Raw genomic sequence first — 15,856 nt, forward strand, 5'->3', positions numbered from 1 at the left:
CGCTCCGTGGCCACCGCCTTGACAGGCACGGTCAACCGTTATTCGATTACGGTTAACCGTCGACAAAGGAGGATCCGTGCAGCTGGACCTGCAGATCGCACCTCCGGTGGCGCTGGGTGTTCACGTCACCGACCGGCTGCGGCGCGAGATCGTCTCCGGCCAGATCCCGGCGGGCACGCATCTGGTGGAGGGCCGGCTGTCGGAGCTGTTCGGGGTGAGTCGCGGTCCGGTACGGGACTCGCTGCGCCAACTCGAGGCGGAGGGGCTGGTCGAGGCCCGACGGCGCGGGGTCTACGTCCGGGGGATGTCGCTGGAGGACATCGACGAGCTGTACTCGCTCCGGACGATGCTGGAACGCGAGGCGCTGCAGCTCGCGATGGGCCGCGAGACCACCGACTGGTCGGAGGCGCGGCGGTCGCTCGAGGAGATGACCGAAGCGGCCGAGCGGGGCGATGTCGAAGCCTTCGCGCATGCCGACCTCGAGTTCCACACGGCCTTCTACCGGTCGGCCGGGCATCGCCGGCTCGGCAATGTCTGGGCGCAGTACAAGCCGACCTTCGCCGCCATGCTGTCGGTGACCAACGCCCAGGACGCCCGGGACCTGAGGCCAACCCTCTCCGATCACGTCCAGCTGCTCGACGCCCTGGCCGCGAAGGACCACACCACGGTGCTGGACCTGCTCGCCGACCACATCGAGGGCTCCCGGCAGCGGATGCGGCACGCCCACGGCCGGGCCATCGCCCGGCCCGCTGAGCAGCCAGGCGCGTTCGGGCGGTCGCCGGCTCGCTAGCGGTTCCACCTGCGGGACAGGACAGGTCCAGTGCAACAGCGAGGAGGCTGTGATCATGGCTGGTCGGATCACCGACCGCAGGTTGTCCCGAAGATCCGTCGTCACCGCGGCGGCATCACTCGGCATCGCCGGGCTCGGCGGAGGGATGCTCTCCGGCTGTGCCGGCGGTGGCAGCCGGTCCGGGGAGGTGGAGTTCTGGTCCCAGTTGGCCGGGAGCAAGCGCAAGGCCGGGGTGGCGCTGGGGGAGCAGTTCGCCTCCGGTCACCCGGAGATCAGTGTCCGGGAATCCTTGTACGGAAGCCCCAATCAGCTGAACCAGAAGCTGTTGACCGGGATCGTCGGCGGTACGTTGCCGGACCTGTTTATCCAGCACTGGGACTACTCGCTGATCTACGCGTCGGGCGGCCGGCTGGCCGACCTCGAGCAGCTCGTACCCAACACGGCTCGGCTCACCGAGCGCTTCGCCAACTACTCCAGGCTCGGCGGAACGTTGATCTCCGCCCCGCTGTACGGGACCGCGCGGGCGCTGACGTTCAACGCCGACCTGATCGGCGAAGCGGGGCTCGATCTTGATCATCCGCCGGCGAACTGGGCGGACCTTCGGGGCTGGGCCCGGGAGCTGACCCGGTGGGACGGCGACAAGCTGGTCCGGGCCGGGTTTCACTTCTACAGCAACGATCTCGAGCTCTACGAGGCGTTCACGCTGTTCCTGCAAGGGGCGGGCGGCAGCCTGCTGAACGAGGACGGGTCCGACGTCGCGTTCGACTCCGACGCCGGGGTCGCCGCGGTCGAGTTCATGGCCCGGCTGGTGGTCGAGGACCGGGTGACGGTGCCGGGCTTCGGCATCGGGGACAGTTCGTCGGCGCCGTTCCCGTCCGGCCGGGCCGCCTTCTCGATCAACGGCAACTACGGCCTGACCTCGGCGGAGAAGGGCAAGATCAACGTCGCCGTCCGGTCCATGCCGGGACAGGACGGCGGGTACACCTCGTTGATCGACCCGTTCGCGTTCGCGATTCCCGAGCAGGCTGCGGCCAAGGAGGCGGCGGCCCGCTACGTGGAGTTCGCCCTGGACGTGGAGCGCCAGATCGCCTTCGCCGCGACCAGCCGCAACATTCCGGCGATCCCCGCGGCGGCCGAGTCCGAGGTGATCAAGAAGGATCCCTTGCTGGCGGCGTTCGTCGAGGCTGCCGGGCACGCGCCGGAGCGGGCGCCGGTCACGCCGGCGGCGACCCGGATGATCCCGGTGATCGCCCGCTCGGTCTCCAGCGTCTTCTACGGCCGGTCGTCGCCGGCCGAGGCGGTCCGCTCGGCCGCGGCGAAGATCCGCCCGTTCGTCCAGGTCGGGAGTTGATCATGACAGCACTGCAGACCGTACTCGCCCGGAAGACCCGCGGGGACTGGATCGCGTACGCCTTCATCGCACCGGCCATCGTCGTGCTCGCCCTGGTGGTGGGCATCCCGGCCCTGACCACCCTCGGGTTCAGCTTCACCGATGTCACGTTCCTCCGGCCGACCGAGTTCGTCGGGCTGCGGAACTACCTGACCCTGATCGGCGACCCGGTCTTCGGCCAGGCCCTGTGGAACACGCTCTACTACACGGTCGGCGTCACGGTGCCGTCGATGGCGCTCGGCCTGGGCACCGCCATGCTGCTCAACGTCCGCTACCCCGGCCGCAACGTCTTCCGGGCGATCCTCTATCTCCCGGTGCTGGTCTCGATCGCGGCCGCGGCCATGGTGTGGATCTATCTGTACGATCCTGATCTTGGTCCGATCAATGGTCTGCTGCAGACGGTCGGGCTGCCGGTCCCGCGGTGGCTGCAGAGCCCGTCGACGGCGATGCCGGCGTTGATCGTGATGGGGATCTGGCGTGACTACGGGACCTCGATGCTGCTCTACCTGGCCGGGCTGCAGAACGTCCCGGAGGAGGTGCGCGAGGCGGCCCGGATCGACGGGGCCGGGCCGGTCCGCACCTTCTGGTCCGTGATCTTGCCGCTGCTCCGGCCGGTCACCTTCTACCTGGTGGTGCTGACCGTCACCGGCAGCTTCCAGGTGTTCGGGTCGATCTACATCATGACCCAGGGCGGGCCGATCGGCTCCACCTCCACCGTCGTCTACCAGATCTTCGAGAACGCCTTCTCCTATTCCGATTTCGGCTACTCCTCGGCGATGTCGGTGGTGCTGTTCGTGTTGATCTTGGTGTTCTCCATCGCCGGGGCCCGGATCGTCAACGGGAGGGAACGATGACCATCTCCGTGGTACGGCCGAGCACGGCGACCCGCACCGAGGACCGGCCGGCGGCCACTGGCGCGCCCCGGTCGCGCTGGACCAGCCGCCGGATCCGCAACGTCGCCGTCTGGTACGCCGTGGTCGCGGCGATCAGCATCGTCGCGATCTATCCGTTCCTGATGATGATCTCGACCAGCCTGAAGAGCGACGCCGAGACGGCGGAGTTCCCGCCCTCACTGATCCCGGAAAGCTGGCAGTGGTCCAACTTCCTCACCGCGCTGTCGGCCACCGATTTCGTACGGCAGCTCGGCAACTCATTGATCTATGCGGTGGGTTCCATGATCGCCAACGTGGTGCTCTGTGCGCTGGCCGGCTATGCGTTCGCGAAGATGCGGTTCCCGGGCCGTACGGTGATCTTCGCCGGAGTCATCGCCCTGCTGATGGTGCCGGCGCAGAGCCAGATCGTCCCGGTCTTCATCGTGCTGCAACACATTCCGTTGGCCGGCGGCAACGACCTCCTCGGGATGGGTGGCAGCGGGCTGCTGAACACGTACGCCGGATTGATCATGCCCTCGGTCGCCACTCCGCTGGGCATCTTCCTGATGCGTCAGTTCTTCGCCGGGGTCCCGGACGAGTACCTGGAGGCGGCCCGGCTGGACGGCGCCTCCCAGCTCCGGATCTTCGCCAGCATCATGGTGCCGCTGAGCACCCCGGCGGTCGCGACCCTGGGCATCCTGTCCTTCCAGAGTGCGTGGAACGACTTCGTCTGGCCGTTGATCTTGACCACCGACACCGACCTCGCGACGTTGCAGCTCGGGCTACAGCTCTATTCCTCCGGTCAGGAGTCCGAGACGAACATCCTGATGGCGGCCAGCACGCTGACCGTCATCCCGATGATCATCTTGTTCCTGGCCGCGCAGCGCTACTTCGTCGGCGGACTGGCCGCCGGACTGAAAGGATGAGTTCTTTGCCGATCGAGTCGACACGCAGCATCGTCTACCGCGAGAGCGGGCGGTTCGCGGGATGGCCGGCCAACTACGGGATGTGGGGCTGGGGCGAGGAGGTGGTGTCGATCTTCGTGGCCGGCTGGCTCGGGCCGGACACCGGGCTGCACCCGCGGGACAAGTCGCGCCCGTTCGCCCCGGTGGTCGCGCGGAGTCTCGACGGCGGCCGGAGCTGGAGCCACGAGCCGTTCACCGGCGTGGTTCCGGGCGGTGTGCAGACGCTGTCCGGCGACGAGCATGTCGACGAGTCCCTGCAGATCGGGCCGCGGCTCGACGAGGCAGCGTTCGTCGAGCCGGAGCCGGTCGCCTTCACCGATCCGGAGACGGTCGTGCTGGTCGCGCGGACCGGGATCGTGGACCGGGCCCGGTCCTGGTTCTACGTCAGCCGGGATCGCGCCCGGACCTGGTCCGGGCCGCACCCCCTCGGAACGTTCGGCGAGCGGGCGGTGGCCGCCCGTACCGACGTGGTGCCGCTCGGTGATCATGAGGCGCTGTTCCAGCTGACCACCGGCAAGGAAGACGGCAGCGAGGGGCGGATCCGCTCGGTCTGGACCGGCGACGGCGGTCGGACCTTCGAGCCGCGGGGCTGGGTCGGCGACGAGCCGGAGGGTTGGGCGATCATGCCGTCCTCGCTGCGGCTGGACGACGGCACGATCCTCTGCGCGCGGCGGTGCGCGGGCGTGGGCGACCGGACGACGAAGCCGCACTGGATCGACCTGTACGCCAGCGACGATCAGGGCCAGAGCTGGCGCCTGGTCGGCAAACCGGTCCCGGACGCCGGCGCCGGGGGCAACCCGCCGGCGCTGGTCGGGCTGGCCGACGGCCGTCTGGTCCTGGTGTACGGGAGCCGCGCCGAACCGTACGGGCTGCGGGCGGTGATCAGCACCGACCGGGGCTCGACCTGGGCCGCGACCGTGATCACCGACGACACCGCGGTCCGCGACCTCGGCTATCCCCGCGCCATCGCGATGGACGACGGCAGCGTGCTGGCCGTCTTCTACTCCAACGACGCCGACCGGTCGGAGCGCTTCATCGAGGCCGTACGGTGGGTGCCGTGACGCGTTCCGCCCGGCCCGTACCCTTGATCATCTCCGCCGTACCGACGCCGTTCGACGACCGGCTCCAGCTCGACCGGGACGCCTTCGTCGAGCTGTTGGAACGGCTGCCGGATGATCATGCCGACGTGCTGGTCGCCGGCACGACCGGCGAGTTCCCGGCGCTCGACCGGGCCGAACGCGATCAGCTGGTCGACCTGGCCGTCGCCGTGCTCGGTCCCGACCGGGTGGTCGCCCACGTCGGCGCCGGGTCCCTGTTCGAGTCGCTCCGGCTGGCCGAGCACGCGGCCGCGGCGGGCGTTCGGCGGGTCGCGCTGCTGACTCCGTACTATCTGCCGGCCGATGATCGTCAGGTCATCGATCACGCCCACTCCTTCGCGGCGGCGCATCCCGAGCTCGCCGTCTTCCCGTACCTGTTCCCGGACCGGACCGGCGTCGAGGTGGGCGCGGCGACGTTCCGGGCCCTGATGGAACCGGTGAACGTCGCCGGGGCCAAGCTGTCCGGACGCGCCAACGACGACTTCGCGGCCTTCGTCGCGGTGCTCCGGCCCGATCAGGCGCTCTACACGGGCGACGACTCCCGGCTGCCGGGGATCAGGGCCGACGGCGGCGCGGGTGTGGTGTCCGGCTGCTTCGCGGTCGTCCCCGACCTGATGCTGCACCATCGCGACGATCCGGACCGGATCCGGCACCTCGTCGAACTGCTGGGACCGTCGATCGCCCGGCAGAAGTTCGCCCTGCAGACGTTGACCGGCCGGCCGTGGCGGTCGAGGATGTCGATGCCCGAGCTCCCGGCCGGGGTCGCCGCCGAGATCGTGGAGTTGGTCGAGCAGTCGCGGCGGCTTGCACCGGTCGCCGGCAGCTGAACTGTTCGCAGAGTGACCGGAGCGGCGGGAAGACGCCGGATCCCGATTAGAGTGTGGGCTGGTCCGACCTGGATTGGACCGTCGTGTCGGGGGATTTTCGCGAGCGGAGATGGGGAGTCGGCGTGGGCCGCGTAGTGCAGAAGTACGGCGGATCGTCGGTGGCCGATGCCGAAAGCATCAAGCGGGTCGCCAAGCGCGTCGTCGCGACGAAGCAGCAGGGCCATGACGTCGTGGTCGTCATCTCGGCCATGGGGGACACCACCGACGAGTTGATGGACCTCGCGCTCCAGGTCTCGCCGCTGCCGCCGCCGCGGGAACTCGACATGCTGCTCACCGCGGGCGAGCGGATGAGCGCGGCGCTGCTGGCGATGGCGATCGCCGACCTCGGCCTGCACGCACGGTCGCTGACCGGCTCCCAGGCCGGCATCATCACGACCGGGACCCACGGCAACGCCCGGATCATCGACATCACGCCGGGCCGGATCGTGTCCGCCGTGGACGCCGGTGACATCGTCATCGTGGCCGGGTTCCAGGGCGTCGCCCAGGACACGAAGGACATCACGACGCTCGGCCGGGGTGCCTCCGACACCACGGCGGTCGCACTGGCCGCCGCGCTGAACGCCGACCACTGCGAGATCTACACCGACGTCGACGGCATCTTCACCGCCGACCCGCGGATCGTGCCGAGCGCCCGGCGGATTCCCAAGATCAGTTACGAGGAGATGCTGGAGATGGCGGCCTGCGGCGCCAAGATCCTGCACCTGCGCTGTGTCGAATACGCCCGACGGGAGAACGTGGCCGTGCATGTACGATCGTCGTTTTCGGACAAGGACGGCACCTGGGTCACCGAGGCAGAGAAGGGAAGTGCCATGGAACAGGCGATCATCTCCGGCGTCGCGCATGATCGCGGCGAGGCCAAGATCACCGTGGTCGGCGTCCCGGATCGTGTCGGCGAGGCGGCCCGGATCTTCGAGGCGGTGGCCGCCACGGAGATCAACATCGACATGATCGTGCAGAACGTGTCCGCGGTGGACACCGGTCGCACCGACATCTCCTTCACCCTGCCGAAGACCGACGGTACGGCCGCGAAGGCCGCCCTCGAGGCGCTCCGGGAGACCGTGGGCTTCGAGCAGATCCTGTACGACGACCAGATCGGCAAGGTGTCCGTGGTCGGGGTCGGGATGCGCTCCCACCCCGGCGTGACGGCGAAGTTCTTCGCGGCCCTCGCGGACGCCGGCGTGAACATCGAGATGATCTCCACCTCGGAGATCCGGATCTCGGTGGTCGTCGACCAGGACGACGTCGACCGGGCCGTGGTGGCCGCGCACACGGCGTTCGATCTGGACTCGGAGAACGAGGCAGTCGTCTACGCCGGTACCGGCCGCTGATGCTTCAGATGCTCCCGTACCTCGCGGGGCAGTTGCTGTTCGCCGTACCGATGCTGCTCGGGCTCGTCCTCATTGCGGTACGGGCTCGCGGGACCGCCCGGGTGCTCGGCATGATCGGTTGCCTGATCATGTTGCTCGGGCACATCCTCGGCTCGGTCTGGTCCATGGCCCTGCCCTGGGCGGCGAACCAGTTCGACCTTCCGACCAGCGCCCTCGGGATCCCGTCGGCGATCATCGGCCTGGTGTCCGCGGTCGGGTTGGTGCTGGTGATCTGCGCCGTCGTCGCCGGCCGGTCAACCTCCACGGCACCCGCCGGCGGGCCGCGCCCGCCGGTCCCGTCCGCGCCCGGTCCGTACGGTCAGCCGGCCCCACAGTCGGGTCAGCCGGCTCCGTACCCGCAATCCGGGCCGTATCCGCCGGCCGATCAGTACGGTCAGCCCGGCCAGTCGCCGAACCAGGGCGGCCAGCCGCCGAACTACGGGCAGCCGCCGGTTCCGCCCGCCTGAGACGACCTCGGCGGGTCAGGCCGGGCAGCTCTTGGTCTTGGCCAGCGCGTCCATCGCGGCGGCGTACTTCTCCAGGTTCGGCGGAGCCGCCCGCCAGGTGTCGAGCCAGACCTCCTGGGCGTTGTGCACGTGGCCGCCCGCCGACTTCCTCATGTCGGCGAGGTGGTCCGCCCAGTCGCCCATCGCGAGATCAGCCCCGCCCAGCGCGAGCCGTACCTTGTCCAACCGGGCCCGGCACTGCTTCAACTGCTCGGCCTGATCGGTCTCGGCTCCCTTCACCGGTTTGCAGGCGCCATCGACCGCCTTGTGGCCGGATCGTGCGGTCTGGTACTTGGCCACGTCGGACGGGCCGGGCAGCTTGGTCCGCTTCCAGATCGCCTTCGTCTCGGCCTCGGTGTTGCGGCCCAGCGTCAGATCGGTCTGCGCCTGGACGTGCTGGCGCCAATGGTCGACCCCGGGCCCCGCGGCCTGGAGTACGGACTCGGTCAGGGCCACCTCCCGGCGGCAGTCCGAAACCGCCTTGGCGACCGCCTCCTGCTCGCCGGTCGATCCGCTGGCGTTCTCCGACGGCGCGCTCTTCGGGGCCGGATCGGCCGGCGGCGCGCTGGACACCGAGGGCGGCACGGCAGAGCCGGTCCCGGCCGAGTTCGGCGGCAGGGCGGCGGGGTTCTGCTGGGCGGACCAGACCAGGACGCCGGCCGCCGTCGCGGCGATGACGACGACCGGAACCGTGCACAAGATGGCGATGCGCCGCATCAGCGGCGATGGCGGTGGTGACTCTGCTGCTCTTCGCGGCCGAACCATGGGACGGTCCCCTCCCGAGTTTTGCCACTGCGAAGAGGACGACGACGATCATGGTTCGTTGCGCACCAGGGTGCGCCGGTCCGACGAATCGGTCCGCGGGATGATGCTGCGACGCTCCCCCGAACGACCACGATAGGCATCGTGTTACGCAGCGATGTTCATGATCATGTTAAAGAGCATGACTCAGGGATTCCGCAACAGAACCTCAACTCGGACAACGAAGCCTCAGGACTGCGTCAAGATCCAACCTTCGAGACCGCGTCCGCTTGACCCCTCACCTCGCGCTGTGGAATCGGGTCAGCGCGGGCAGCTCTTGGTCTTGGCCAGGGTGTCCATCGCTGAGGAGTACCGGTCCAGGTTCTTCGGAGCCTTGCGCCAGGTGTCCAGCCAGGAGTCCTCGTAGTCGTGCAGGTTGTCCTCGTCCGCGTCCTTCAGCTCCTCCAGTTGACGCTGCCAGTCCTTCATCGCGAGATCGGCGTTGGTCAGGGCCGACGTCACCTTGGACAGCCGCGCCTGGCACATCTTGAGTTGCTCGACCTGGTCGTCCTCGGCGTCGGCGACCGGGCGGCAGGCGTTGCCGTCGGCCTTCCGCCCCGACTTGGCCGTCTGATACTTGGCGACGTCGGAGGCGCCGGCCTGCCGGGTCCGCTTCCAGATCTTCTCGGCCTCGTCCTCTTCCGTACGGCCGAGCGAGAGATCGGTCTGGGCCTGGACGTGCTCCCGCCAGTGCCCGACGCCGTCACCGGCGGCGGCCAGAACGGACTCGGCCAGGGCCACCTCCCGGCGGCAGGTGGTGATCGCCTCGCCAACCGACTGCTTGCCGGTCGCGCCGCTGCCGTCCTCCGGGGTCTTGTCGGGTGAGCCGGCCTGCTTGGCCAGCGGTATCGCCGGGGTGCCGGGCCCGCCGCCCTGGTTCAGCGTCGTCCAGACCACGACCCCCGCCGCGCCCATGACCAGCAGTAGAACCGGAACGGTGAACCAGATGACGAGGCGTCGCAAGCGTGACCTCGGCGGAGTGTCCAGTGCTCTCCGCGGCTGAACCATGCGGTGGTCCCCTCCCGAGTTGCCAGCGGCCGCAGCGATTTCGGCCCATCGTAAGGAGGGCATCTCAACAGCGCCTCAGCGCACGGTCAGGCCGAGCGGGCAGGGCTCAAGAGTTGATCAAGACTGACGAAACGGGCCAAGTCGTGCTTGACCGTCTGCGGGACCTCGTCCGGGCTTCAGCGCGGGCAGCTCTTGGTCTTGGCCAGGGTGTCCATCGCGTCCGAATACTTGTTCAGGTTGGTCGGGGCCTTCCGCCACGAGTCGCGCCAGACCCCGTCCGGGTCCATGCTCGGCCTGACACTGGCCGGCGTGGAACCGAGGTGGATCTCCCAGTCCTTCAGGGTGAGATCGGCTGCGGACAGCGCGGGGCCGACCTTGCCGACCCGGGCGCGGCAGGTCTTCAGCTGCTCCGTCTCGGCGTCGGTGGCACCCTTGACCGGGGAGCAGGCGCCGTTGTCGGCGCGGTAGGCGGACTTCGCCGTCTGGTACTTGGCGATGTCGGAGGGGCCCGCATTCCCGGTCCGGTTCCAGATGTCCTTGGCTTCCTTCTCGGAGATCCGGCCGAGCGACAGGTCCGTCTGAGCCTGGACGCGCTCCCGCCAGTTCCGTACCCCGTCGTCGGCGGCGCTCAGCACCGACTCGGCCAGCGCGACCTCGCGCCGGCAGTCCGAGATGGCCTGCTTGACCTTCGCCGTGTCGCTGGAACTGCTGGACGCCGGTCCGGCCGGGTTGACCGTCCGGGTGGCGGCCTGCTGCTGGTACAGATACAGACCGGCGAACACCGCAGCGATCGTCACCGCCGGTACGGTGATCAAGATGACCAGCCGTCGCGCCCACGGCGACGACGGCTGCATGTCAGTTAGGGCTCTGCGCGGCCGAACCATGTGGTCCCCTCCCGAGTTGCCGCCTGATGGCATGCATTCAGTTGTGAATGCCCGAGCTCCGGGAGCGATCGTGATCGTCACCCGCAGTGGGCTCGACCATCCTGGTTTCAGTGCGCCGGAGGGCTCCGGCTCCCGATACCTCGGGTGATATTACCGTACGCATTCCACCTCGTCCGCAACGTTTTGCGGACGTGGACGGGAGCTCAGTCGTGGTCGAGGATGCAGAACAGATTGCCGACCGGATCGCGCATCACGACGAAGTCCGCGCCCTTCGGATAGGGCCAGTCCGCGACCCGCTCCGCGCCGATCGACTCCAGCCGGGCGATCTCGGCCTGCTGTTCCTCGGGGCCGCTGGTCGACAGGTCGAGGTGGGTCGCGTCCCCGTACACGGCGAGCAGCGGGCCATCCCCGTCCGGCGGGACCAGCACGTCCTCGGCCTCGGGATGCGGCGCGTAGCCGAGTGCCTCGGCCCAGAACCGGGCACCGCGACGCCAGTCCTCCCCGTGCAGGCAGACGGCGGCGATCTTCACCATGGGCAACTCCTTCGCTCGGCCTGTCCCGACCGTAGCGGGAGGCGCCGACAACCGGCCGGGATGCTGGCGCGTTCAGGTTCTGAGCCCTACGGTCGTGGACATGGCGCCGTCCGAACGAGCCGAGCTGCTCGGGCAGGAAGCCGTCCGGCTGCTCGCGCGGCTCGACCTTCGTACCGCCTTCGCCTGGGCGCCGGTGGTGGTGGGTAGCGTCCGGTCCGGCCTGCTGGTCCTGCGCGATCTTGACGTCATGTTCGATGCGCCGGACGCGACCGCACCGATGATCCTGGCGGGCCTGGCGACGCTGGCCGAGCGCGTCGACGTGATCGAGGTTGACTTCCGGGACGAGCGCGGCGATCGCCGGCCTACGTCCAAAGTCACGGACGAGCGGTTCTACGTCGTGCTCGGACTCGGGGACGGCTGGAAGGTGGACCTGACGTTCTGGCTGCACGTCGTGGATCGGCCGCACGTCGCCGAGGCGCTTCGGCTCCGCGACCTTGCCGACCCGCAACGGGACCTGATCCTTCGCTTGAAGACGGAGTGTTCGGACTACCCCGAGCGGATCAGTGGGACCGAGATCTATCGGGCCGTGCTGGACCGCGGTGCCCGGACCATCGAGGACCTGAGGGGATGATCATGGACCGATTGCAGAGCTGGGACGACGTGCAGGGCTTCCTGGCCCGGTTGCCTGGTGCGGAGTTCCAGCCGGCCGGCGGCCACTTTCCGCGCGGCGTGGTCAGGGTGCGGGGGAAGGTGGTTGCCTATCCCGCCGGCGGCGCCCGCGGATCGCCGCCGGACGCGGTGGCCGGCGAGGAGTTCGTGTTCGTGAAGGCCGGGCCGGACGAGAAGGCGGCGCTGTTGGACCAGGACCCGGTGACCTTCTTCGTCACTCCGCACTACGCCGGTTCGCCCGGCGTGATCGTACGGCTGCGGACCGCGGACCAGGCGCAACTCCGGGAACTGCTGACCGAGGCCTGGCGCCAGGTCGCGCCGGCGGCCCTGGTCCGCGAGTACGAGGCCTGAGCGCGCCGAGCCCTCGCTCCCGAATATCCCGTGTTGTCGCGGAACCGAGCGTTGTAGCGTCACGAGCATGCTGATCCGACCGTGCCGTCCGGGTGATCTTGAAGCGCTCGAGCGGGCGGAGCCGACCGGCCGGAACCAGTTCCACCGGCTCAAGTTGGAGAACCAGGACCGCGGCGTGTGCACGTACCTGACTGCCTGGGACGGCGACCTGCCGTTGGGGCACGGGGAGGTGCGCTGGACCGGCTGTTCGGCCGAGGAGGTTCGCGCGGCGTACCCCGAGTGTCCGGAGATCAACGGGCTGCTCGTGTATCGGCTGCGCGGTCAGGGCATCGGTACGGCGTTGATCACTGCCGCCGAGGATCTCGCCCGGAGCCGCGGCTATGCCGTGATCGGACTCGGCGTCGGCGACGACAATCCGCGGGCCTGGTCGCTGTACGAACGGTTGGGTTACCAGCCCGGCGTGGAGTACGTCGACGTGTGGCCGTACGTGGACGACGCCGGCGAGACCCAGGTGATCAAGGACCCGTGCACCTTCCTGGTGAAGGGACTGAAAGCGTGATGTCGCGGCTCGGCTCGGAGGGCGCGGAGTGCCTGATCGTCACGGGGATGCCCGCCGCGGGGAAGTCCACCGTCACCCGGCTGATTGCTGCGGGGTTGGACCGCTCCGCCCGGCTCGACGGTGATGATCTTGTCCGCATGATCATCAACGGAGGCGTGTGGGCGCTCGGTGAGCCCGCGGACGAGGCCGCCCGGCAGGTCGAGTTGTGCAACCGGAACCTGTGCACGCTGGCGCGGAACTTCGTCGGGGCCGGCTTCACCACCGTGATCGACTGGGTGATCCCGGACCGTCGGCAGCTCGACCTGTTCCGCGAGCTGCTCGACCCGGTGCTGACCTCCTTCGTCGTTCTGGCGCCGGGCGGCGACGCGTGCCGGGAACGGAATCGGCACCGCGACCCTCAGCAACGCTGGGAATTCACCGGCTATGACGAGCTGGGTGCGTCGATGCGGGTGGAGCTCGGTGATCACGGCTGGTGGCTCGACTCCGCCGAGCTGACCGCGGCGGACACCGCGAGCATGATCATCAACGAGGCGCCGAGCCGGGCTCGGCTGGGCTAGCCGGGCTCAGCGAAGATCACCGTCGCCCTTGATCACGCCGCGCGCGGCACGGTCGGCGAGCTTGGCGACGTTGCGCGAGGCGACGTCCTCCAGTCGGAGGTCGAGCCTGGTGCAGAGTTCGGAGACGTACCAGAGGACATCGCCGAGCTCGAGCGTCAACGCATCCCGGTCCGCATCCGTGATCATGCCCTGGCGATCCCGGAAGATCTTCTTCACCTTCCCCGCCACCTCGCCCGCCTCGTTGACCAGGCCCAAGGTGGGGTACACGATCGGATGGTCCGTCGCGATCGGGGCGCCGGTCCGAGCCGCGGCCTGCTGATAGCTGTTGAAGTCGAAGGTCACGGCCTCAGTCTGCCTGCTGGCCACCGGTGGGCGGGTGGGCCAGCCAGTCCAGGCAGCGGGTGGCGAAGTCGCGATAGGCGGGAACGGTCCAGCCGCCCGGTGAATGATCTTCGTTGTCGTACTTCCGAAGCTCGGCCGGCCGGCCGAGTCGCCGCAGCCCGGTGAACACCTGGTCGGCCTGCGCCTGCTCGCCCGGGATCCCGCCGCTGCCCACGCCGATCAGTACGGGCGTGGTGACCCGGTCCAGTCGAAGGTACGGGGTGTTGTCGACCCAGGTCTGCGGGTCCTCCCAGGGCGGCGTGCGGAGCCGGCCCTGACCGTCCTCCCAGTAGCTGAGGAACGCGGCCCCGATCGGGCTGAGCGAACCGTACGAGGCGAGCGGATTGATCACCGGCGCGGTGAACGCGGCGGCGGCGAAGGTGCCGGGCGGCGTCGTGACGAGCAGGCTGAGCACCGTGTAGCTTCCGTAGCTGTTGCCGATCGCGGAGATCCGGTCACTGTTGATCGGCAGTTCGGCGCGGACCCGGTCGATCGCCGGGAGGACCGATTCGGCGAACTGCTCCATCGGGGTCCGGGCGTCCTCGACCGGGAGGTCCGGAAACAGCACCGCGAAGCCGCGGGAGGTGAGCAGGCTGGTGTGCAGGATGCCGTTCATGGGGTCCGGATCGCTCGCGAACTGGGACAGCAGCGCACCCCCGTACACGCTGATCACGAGCGGGTAGCCGGTCGCCGGCGGCGGAGTCTTCGGTACGAACAGCGCACCCTCGCGGGACTCCGTCGCCACCTGCCAGTCGATCAGCCGCGCCGCGTGCGGCCAGTCCAGGTCCGGGTTGAGCGATGCCAGCCTTCCGATTCCATGATCATCGGCCAGCCAGAGTTCGGCGCTGCCCGAATCACCCTGGAGGAGTAGCGCGGAGCGGCCGGCGCGGTCACTGTGCCCCACCTGCATCCGCGACAGGGACACCGGGCAGGGGCCGGTGCCGAGCACCGACCGGACGCCGGTACGAAGATCAACATCGTGCACCTCGCAGCCGCCGTCGGCGGTGATCACGACCGACCGGACCCGGCCGTCCAGGCCCGCGGACGCGGCGTCGAAGTCGGCCAGCCAGACCTCGCCCTGGTAGCCGGCGCCTCGTGGGGCGACGACGTCCGGTTCGCCGGTGATCGAACTGCGGACGAATCCGGTCCTGGCTCGATGCCAGAGCACGGTCGTGTCATCGATCCACCGGGGCACCTCGTGGGCGCCGTCCTCGTTGTAGTACGGGCTGCGCTCGCGCCAGAGCCCGTCGCCGTCGGACACCAGGGCCGGCGGGGTGCCGGCCCCGGGCTCGATGGTCCACAGCTCGTCGCGCCGCCCGGCCTCCCGCTGCAGGTAGGCGATCCTGCTGCCGTCTGGCGACCAGGACCAGTCGGTCCCGTAGACCTGCCAGATCCTGCGGGCCGGCACCTCGATCGAGCCGTCATCAAGATCAACAACGGCGACCTCGTACGTCAGGCCGGACTGATCGTCGGCGTCCGCGTCGACGCGCAGGCAGGCGACCTTCCGACCGTCGGGCGAGACCCGCCAGGCCCGCGCGATCCAGCCGCGAGCGAGGATCCGGAGGCTGCCGTCCAGTCCGACCAGGCCGACGTCGGTGACGTCCAGCCCCGCGAAGTCGGGCCGCGGCAGGTCGGCGTCGGCGGTGGACAGTACGGTCACCGAGAACGCGTCGTCGGAGCCCGGGAGGTTCTGATCATGGTCGGGAGCCCCGGCGGGAGCCGGCGGCCGAAGCTCGGTGATCAACGCCGTCCCGTCGGTGGTCCACTGCGGACGTTCGAACGAGAACCAGGTCCCGACTTCACCCGGCAGGACCTGCACCGTGTCCGAGCCGCGATGCCACACCGCAAGCCGCGGCGCCCCGACCGGGTTGTGCACGTACGCCGCCAACCGGGTCCCGTCCGGCGACCACTGTCCGGCCCAGCTCGTCGACCAGCCCGGGAACGGCTCGAGGCTGGTCCCGTCCTCGACCCGCCAGACCCGGAGGTGCAGTCCCCGCGCCGCCTCGACCGGCAGTCCGTTGATCGCGATCCGCGAGTGCGGCAGTTGGGCCGGTCGGGCATCCACCGGCACGGTGACCGTCATGGCCACCAGTTCGCCGTCCGGCGAGATCGCCGGCAGCGCGCCTCGGTTGGGTACCGCGACGCTCAGGCTGTCTTCGACTGACCACATTGGACCAAGATCATCACAGCCCGGCAGGCAGGGCAGCCGACTTCTCCAGGGACAGCGGGTCTGCCCTGA

18 protein-coding genes are annotated in these 15,856 nt (G+C 69.3%); 12 read left to right on the plus strand and 6 right to left on the minus strand.

Annotated features, from left to right (window positions below; genetic code table 11):
- Positions 1–76 precede the first annotated feature (76 nt).
- The 8 genes from ACFQU4_RS35520 (at position 77) to ACFQU4_RS35555 (ending at position 7,835) form a co-directional block, all read left to right on the plus strand.
- Positions 77–790 (plus strand): GntR family transcriptional regulator, encoded by a 714-nt coding sequence (locus ACFQU4_RS35520; protein ID WP_377501441.1) that lies wholly within the window; start codon positions 77–79, stop codon positions 788–790.
- Positions 791–845: 55 nt separating this feature from the next.
- Positions 846–2,141, plus strand: coding sequence for an extracellular solute-binding protein (locus ACFQU4_RS35525; RefSeq protein ID WP_377501443.1), 1,296 nt, complete (start codon positions 846–848; stop codon positions 2,139–2,141).
- Between the two features lie 2 nt (positions 2,142–2,143).
- Positions 2,144–3,034: a carbohydrate ABC transporter permease gene (locus tag ACFQU4_RS35530; protein WP_377501445.1), complete on the plus strand. Its 891-nt coding sequence runs from the start codon at positions 2,144–2,146 to the stop codon at positions 3,032–3,034.
- Positions 3,031–3,978: a carbohydrate ABC transporter permease gene (locus ACFQU4_RS35535; protein ID WP_377501447.1), complete on the plus strand. Its 948-nt coding sequence runs from the start codon at positions 3,031–3,033 to the stop codon at positions 3,976–3,978. The genes ACFQU4_RS35530 and ACFQU4_RS35535 overlap by 4 nt, the downstream gene beginning before the upstream one ends.
- A complete protein-coding gene (locus ACFQU4_RS35540) occupies positions 3,975–5,078 on the plus strand; it encodes a sialidase family protein (protein WP_377501449.1) in 1,104 nt (367 codons plus the stop codon). The genes ACFQU4_RS35535 and ACFQU4_RS35540 overlap by 4 nt, the downstream gene beginning before the upstream one ends.
- Positions 5,075–5,941 (plus strand): dihydrodipicolinate synthase family protein, encoded by an 867-nt coding sequence (locus tag ACFQU4_RS35545; protein WP_377501451.1) that lies wholly within the window; start codon positions 5,075–5,077, stop codon positions 5,939–5,941. The genes ACFQU4_RS35540 and ACFQU4_RS35545 overlap by 4 nt, the downstream gene beginning before the upstream one ends.
- A gap of 122 nt (positions 5,942–6,063) precedes the next feature.
- Positions 6,064–7,329 carry an aspartate kinase gene (locus ACFQU4_RS35550; protein ID WP_377501453.1) on the plus strand — a complete coding sequence of 422 codons (1,266 nt, stop codon included), beginning with the start codon at positions 6,064–6,066 and terminating at the stop codon, positions 7,327–7,329.
- On the plus strand, positions 7,329–7,835 hold the full coding sequence (locus ACFQU4_RS35555; protein ID WP_377501455.1) for a hypothetical protein: 507 nt from the start codon (positions 7,329–7,331) through the stop codon (positions 7,833–7,835). The genes ACFQU4_RS35550 and ACFQU4_RS35555 overlap by 1 nt, the downstream gene beginning before the upstream one ends.
- 15 nt (positions 7,836–7,850) lie before the next feature.
- On the opposite strand, the gene ACFQU4_RS35560 is transcribed toward ACFQU4_RS35555, so the two are convergent.
- The 4 genes from ACFQU4_RS35560 to ACFQU4_RS35575 form a co-directional block, all read right to left on the minus strand.
- The gene (locus ACFQU4_RS35560) at positions 7,851–8,591 is read right to left on the minus strand and encodes a hypothetical protein (RefSeq protein ID WP_377501457.1); all 741 of its coding nucleotides are present in this window, start codon (positions 8,589–8,591) and stop codon (positions 7,851–7,853) included.
- 345 nt (positions 8,592–8,936) lie between these two features.
- Positions 8,937–9,638, minus strand: a complete 702-nt coding sequence (locus tag ACFQU4_RS35565) for a hypothetical protein (protein ID WP_377501459.1) — start codon at positions 9,636–9,638, stop codon at positions 8,937–8,939.
- Positions 9,639–9,859: 221 nt separating this feature from the next.
- Positions 9,860–10,537, minus strand: coding sequence for a hypothetical protein (locus ACFQU4_RS35570; protein ID WP_377501461.1), 678 nt, complete (start codon positions 10,535–10,537; stop codon positions 9,860–9,862).
- A gap of 233 nt (positions 10,538–10,770) precedes the next feature.
- The gene (locus ACFQU4_RS35575) at positions 10,771–11,100 is read right to left on the minus strand and encodes a VOC family protein (RefSeq protein WP_377501463.1); all 330 of its coding nucleotides are present in this window, start codon (positions 11,098–11,100) and stop codon (positions 10,771–10,773) included.
- Positions 11,101–11,200: 100 nt separating this feature from the next.
- Here ACFQU4_RS35575 and ACFQU4_RS35580 point away from each other — a divergent pair, with 100 nt between their 5' ends.
- The 4 genes from ACFQU4_RS35580 to ACFQU4_RS35595 all read left to right on the plus strand — a co-directional run bounded on the left by ACFQU4_RS35580 (position 11,201) and on the right by ACFQU4_RS35595 (position 13,236).
- Positions 11,201–11,731, plus strand: a complete 531-nt coding sequence (locus tag ACFQU4_RS35580) for a hypothetical protein (protein ID WP_377501465.1) — start codon at positions 11,201–11,203, stop codon at positions 11,729–11,731.
- Positions 11,728–12,120 (plus strand): MmcQ/YjbR family DNA-binding protein, encoded by a 393-nt coding sequence (locus ACFQU4_RS35585; protein WP_377501467.1) that lies wholly within the window; start codon positions 11,728–11,730, stop codon positions 12,118–12,120. Before ACFQU4_RS35580 ends, ACFQU4_RS35585 begins: the two co-directional genes overlap by 4 nt.
- Positions 12,121–12,187: 67 nt before the next feature.
- Positions 12,188–12,679 carry a GNAT family N-acetyltransferase gene (locus ACFQU4_RS35590; protein ID WP_377501469.1) on the plus strand — a complete coding sequence of 164 codons (492 nt, stop codon included), beginning with the start codon at positions 12,188–12,190 and terminating at the stop codon, positions 12,677–12,679.
- Complete coding sequence (locus ACFQU4_RS35595; RefSeq protein ID WP_377501557.1) at positions 12,679–13,236, plus strand: AAA family ATPase; 558 nt, start codon at positions 12,679–12,681, stop codon at positions 13,234–13,236. Before ACFQU4_RS35590 ends, ACFQU4_RS35595 begins: the two co-directional genes overlap by 1 nt.
- 6 nt (positions 13,237–13,242) lie before the next feature.
- On the opposite strand, the gene ACFQU4_RS35600 is transcribed toward ACFQU4_RS35595, so the two are convergent.
- Positions 13,243–13,578, minus strand: a complete 336-nt coding sequence (locus ACFQU4_RS35600) for a nucleoside triphosphate pyrophosphohydrolase family protein (protein ID WP_377501471.1) — start codon at positions 13,576–13,578, stop codon at positions 13,243–13,245.
- Between the two features lie 4 nt (positions 13,579–13,582).
- A complete protein-coding gene (locus ACFQU4_RS35605) occupies positions 13,583–15,787 on the minus strand; it encodes a S9 family peptidase (protein ID WP_377501473.1) in 2,205 nt (734 codons plus the stop codon).
- Positions 15,788–15,856: the final 69 nt, after the last annotated feature.

This window comes from Microlunatus sp. GCM10028923, from assembly GCF_042666975.1.
In the GTDB taxonomy this organism is placed as follows: Bacteria; Actinomycetota; Actinomycetes; order Propionibacteriales; family Propionibacteriaceae; genus Microlunatus.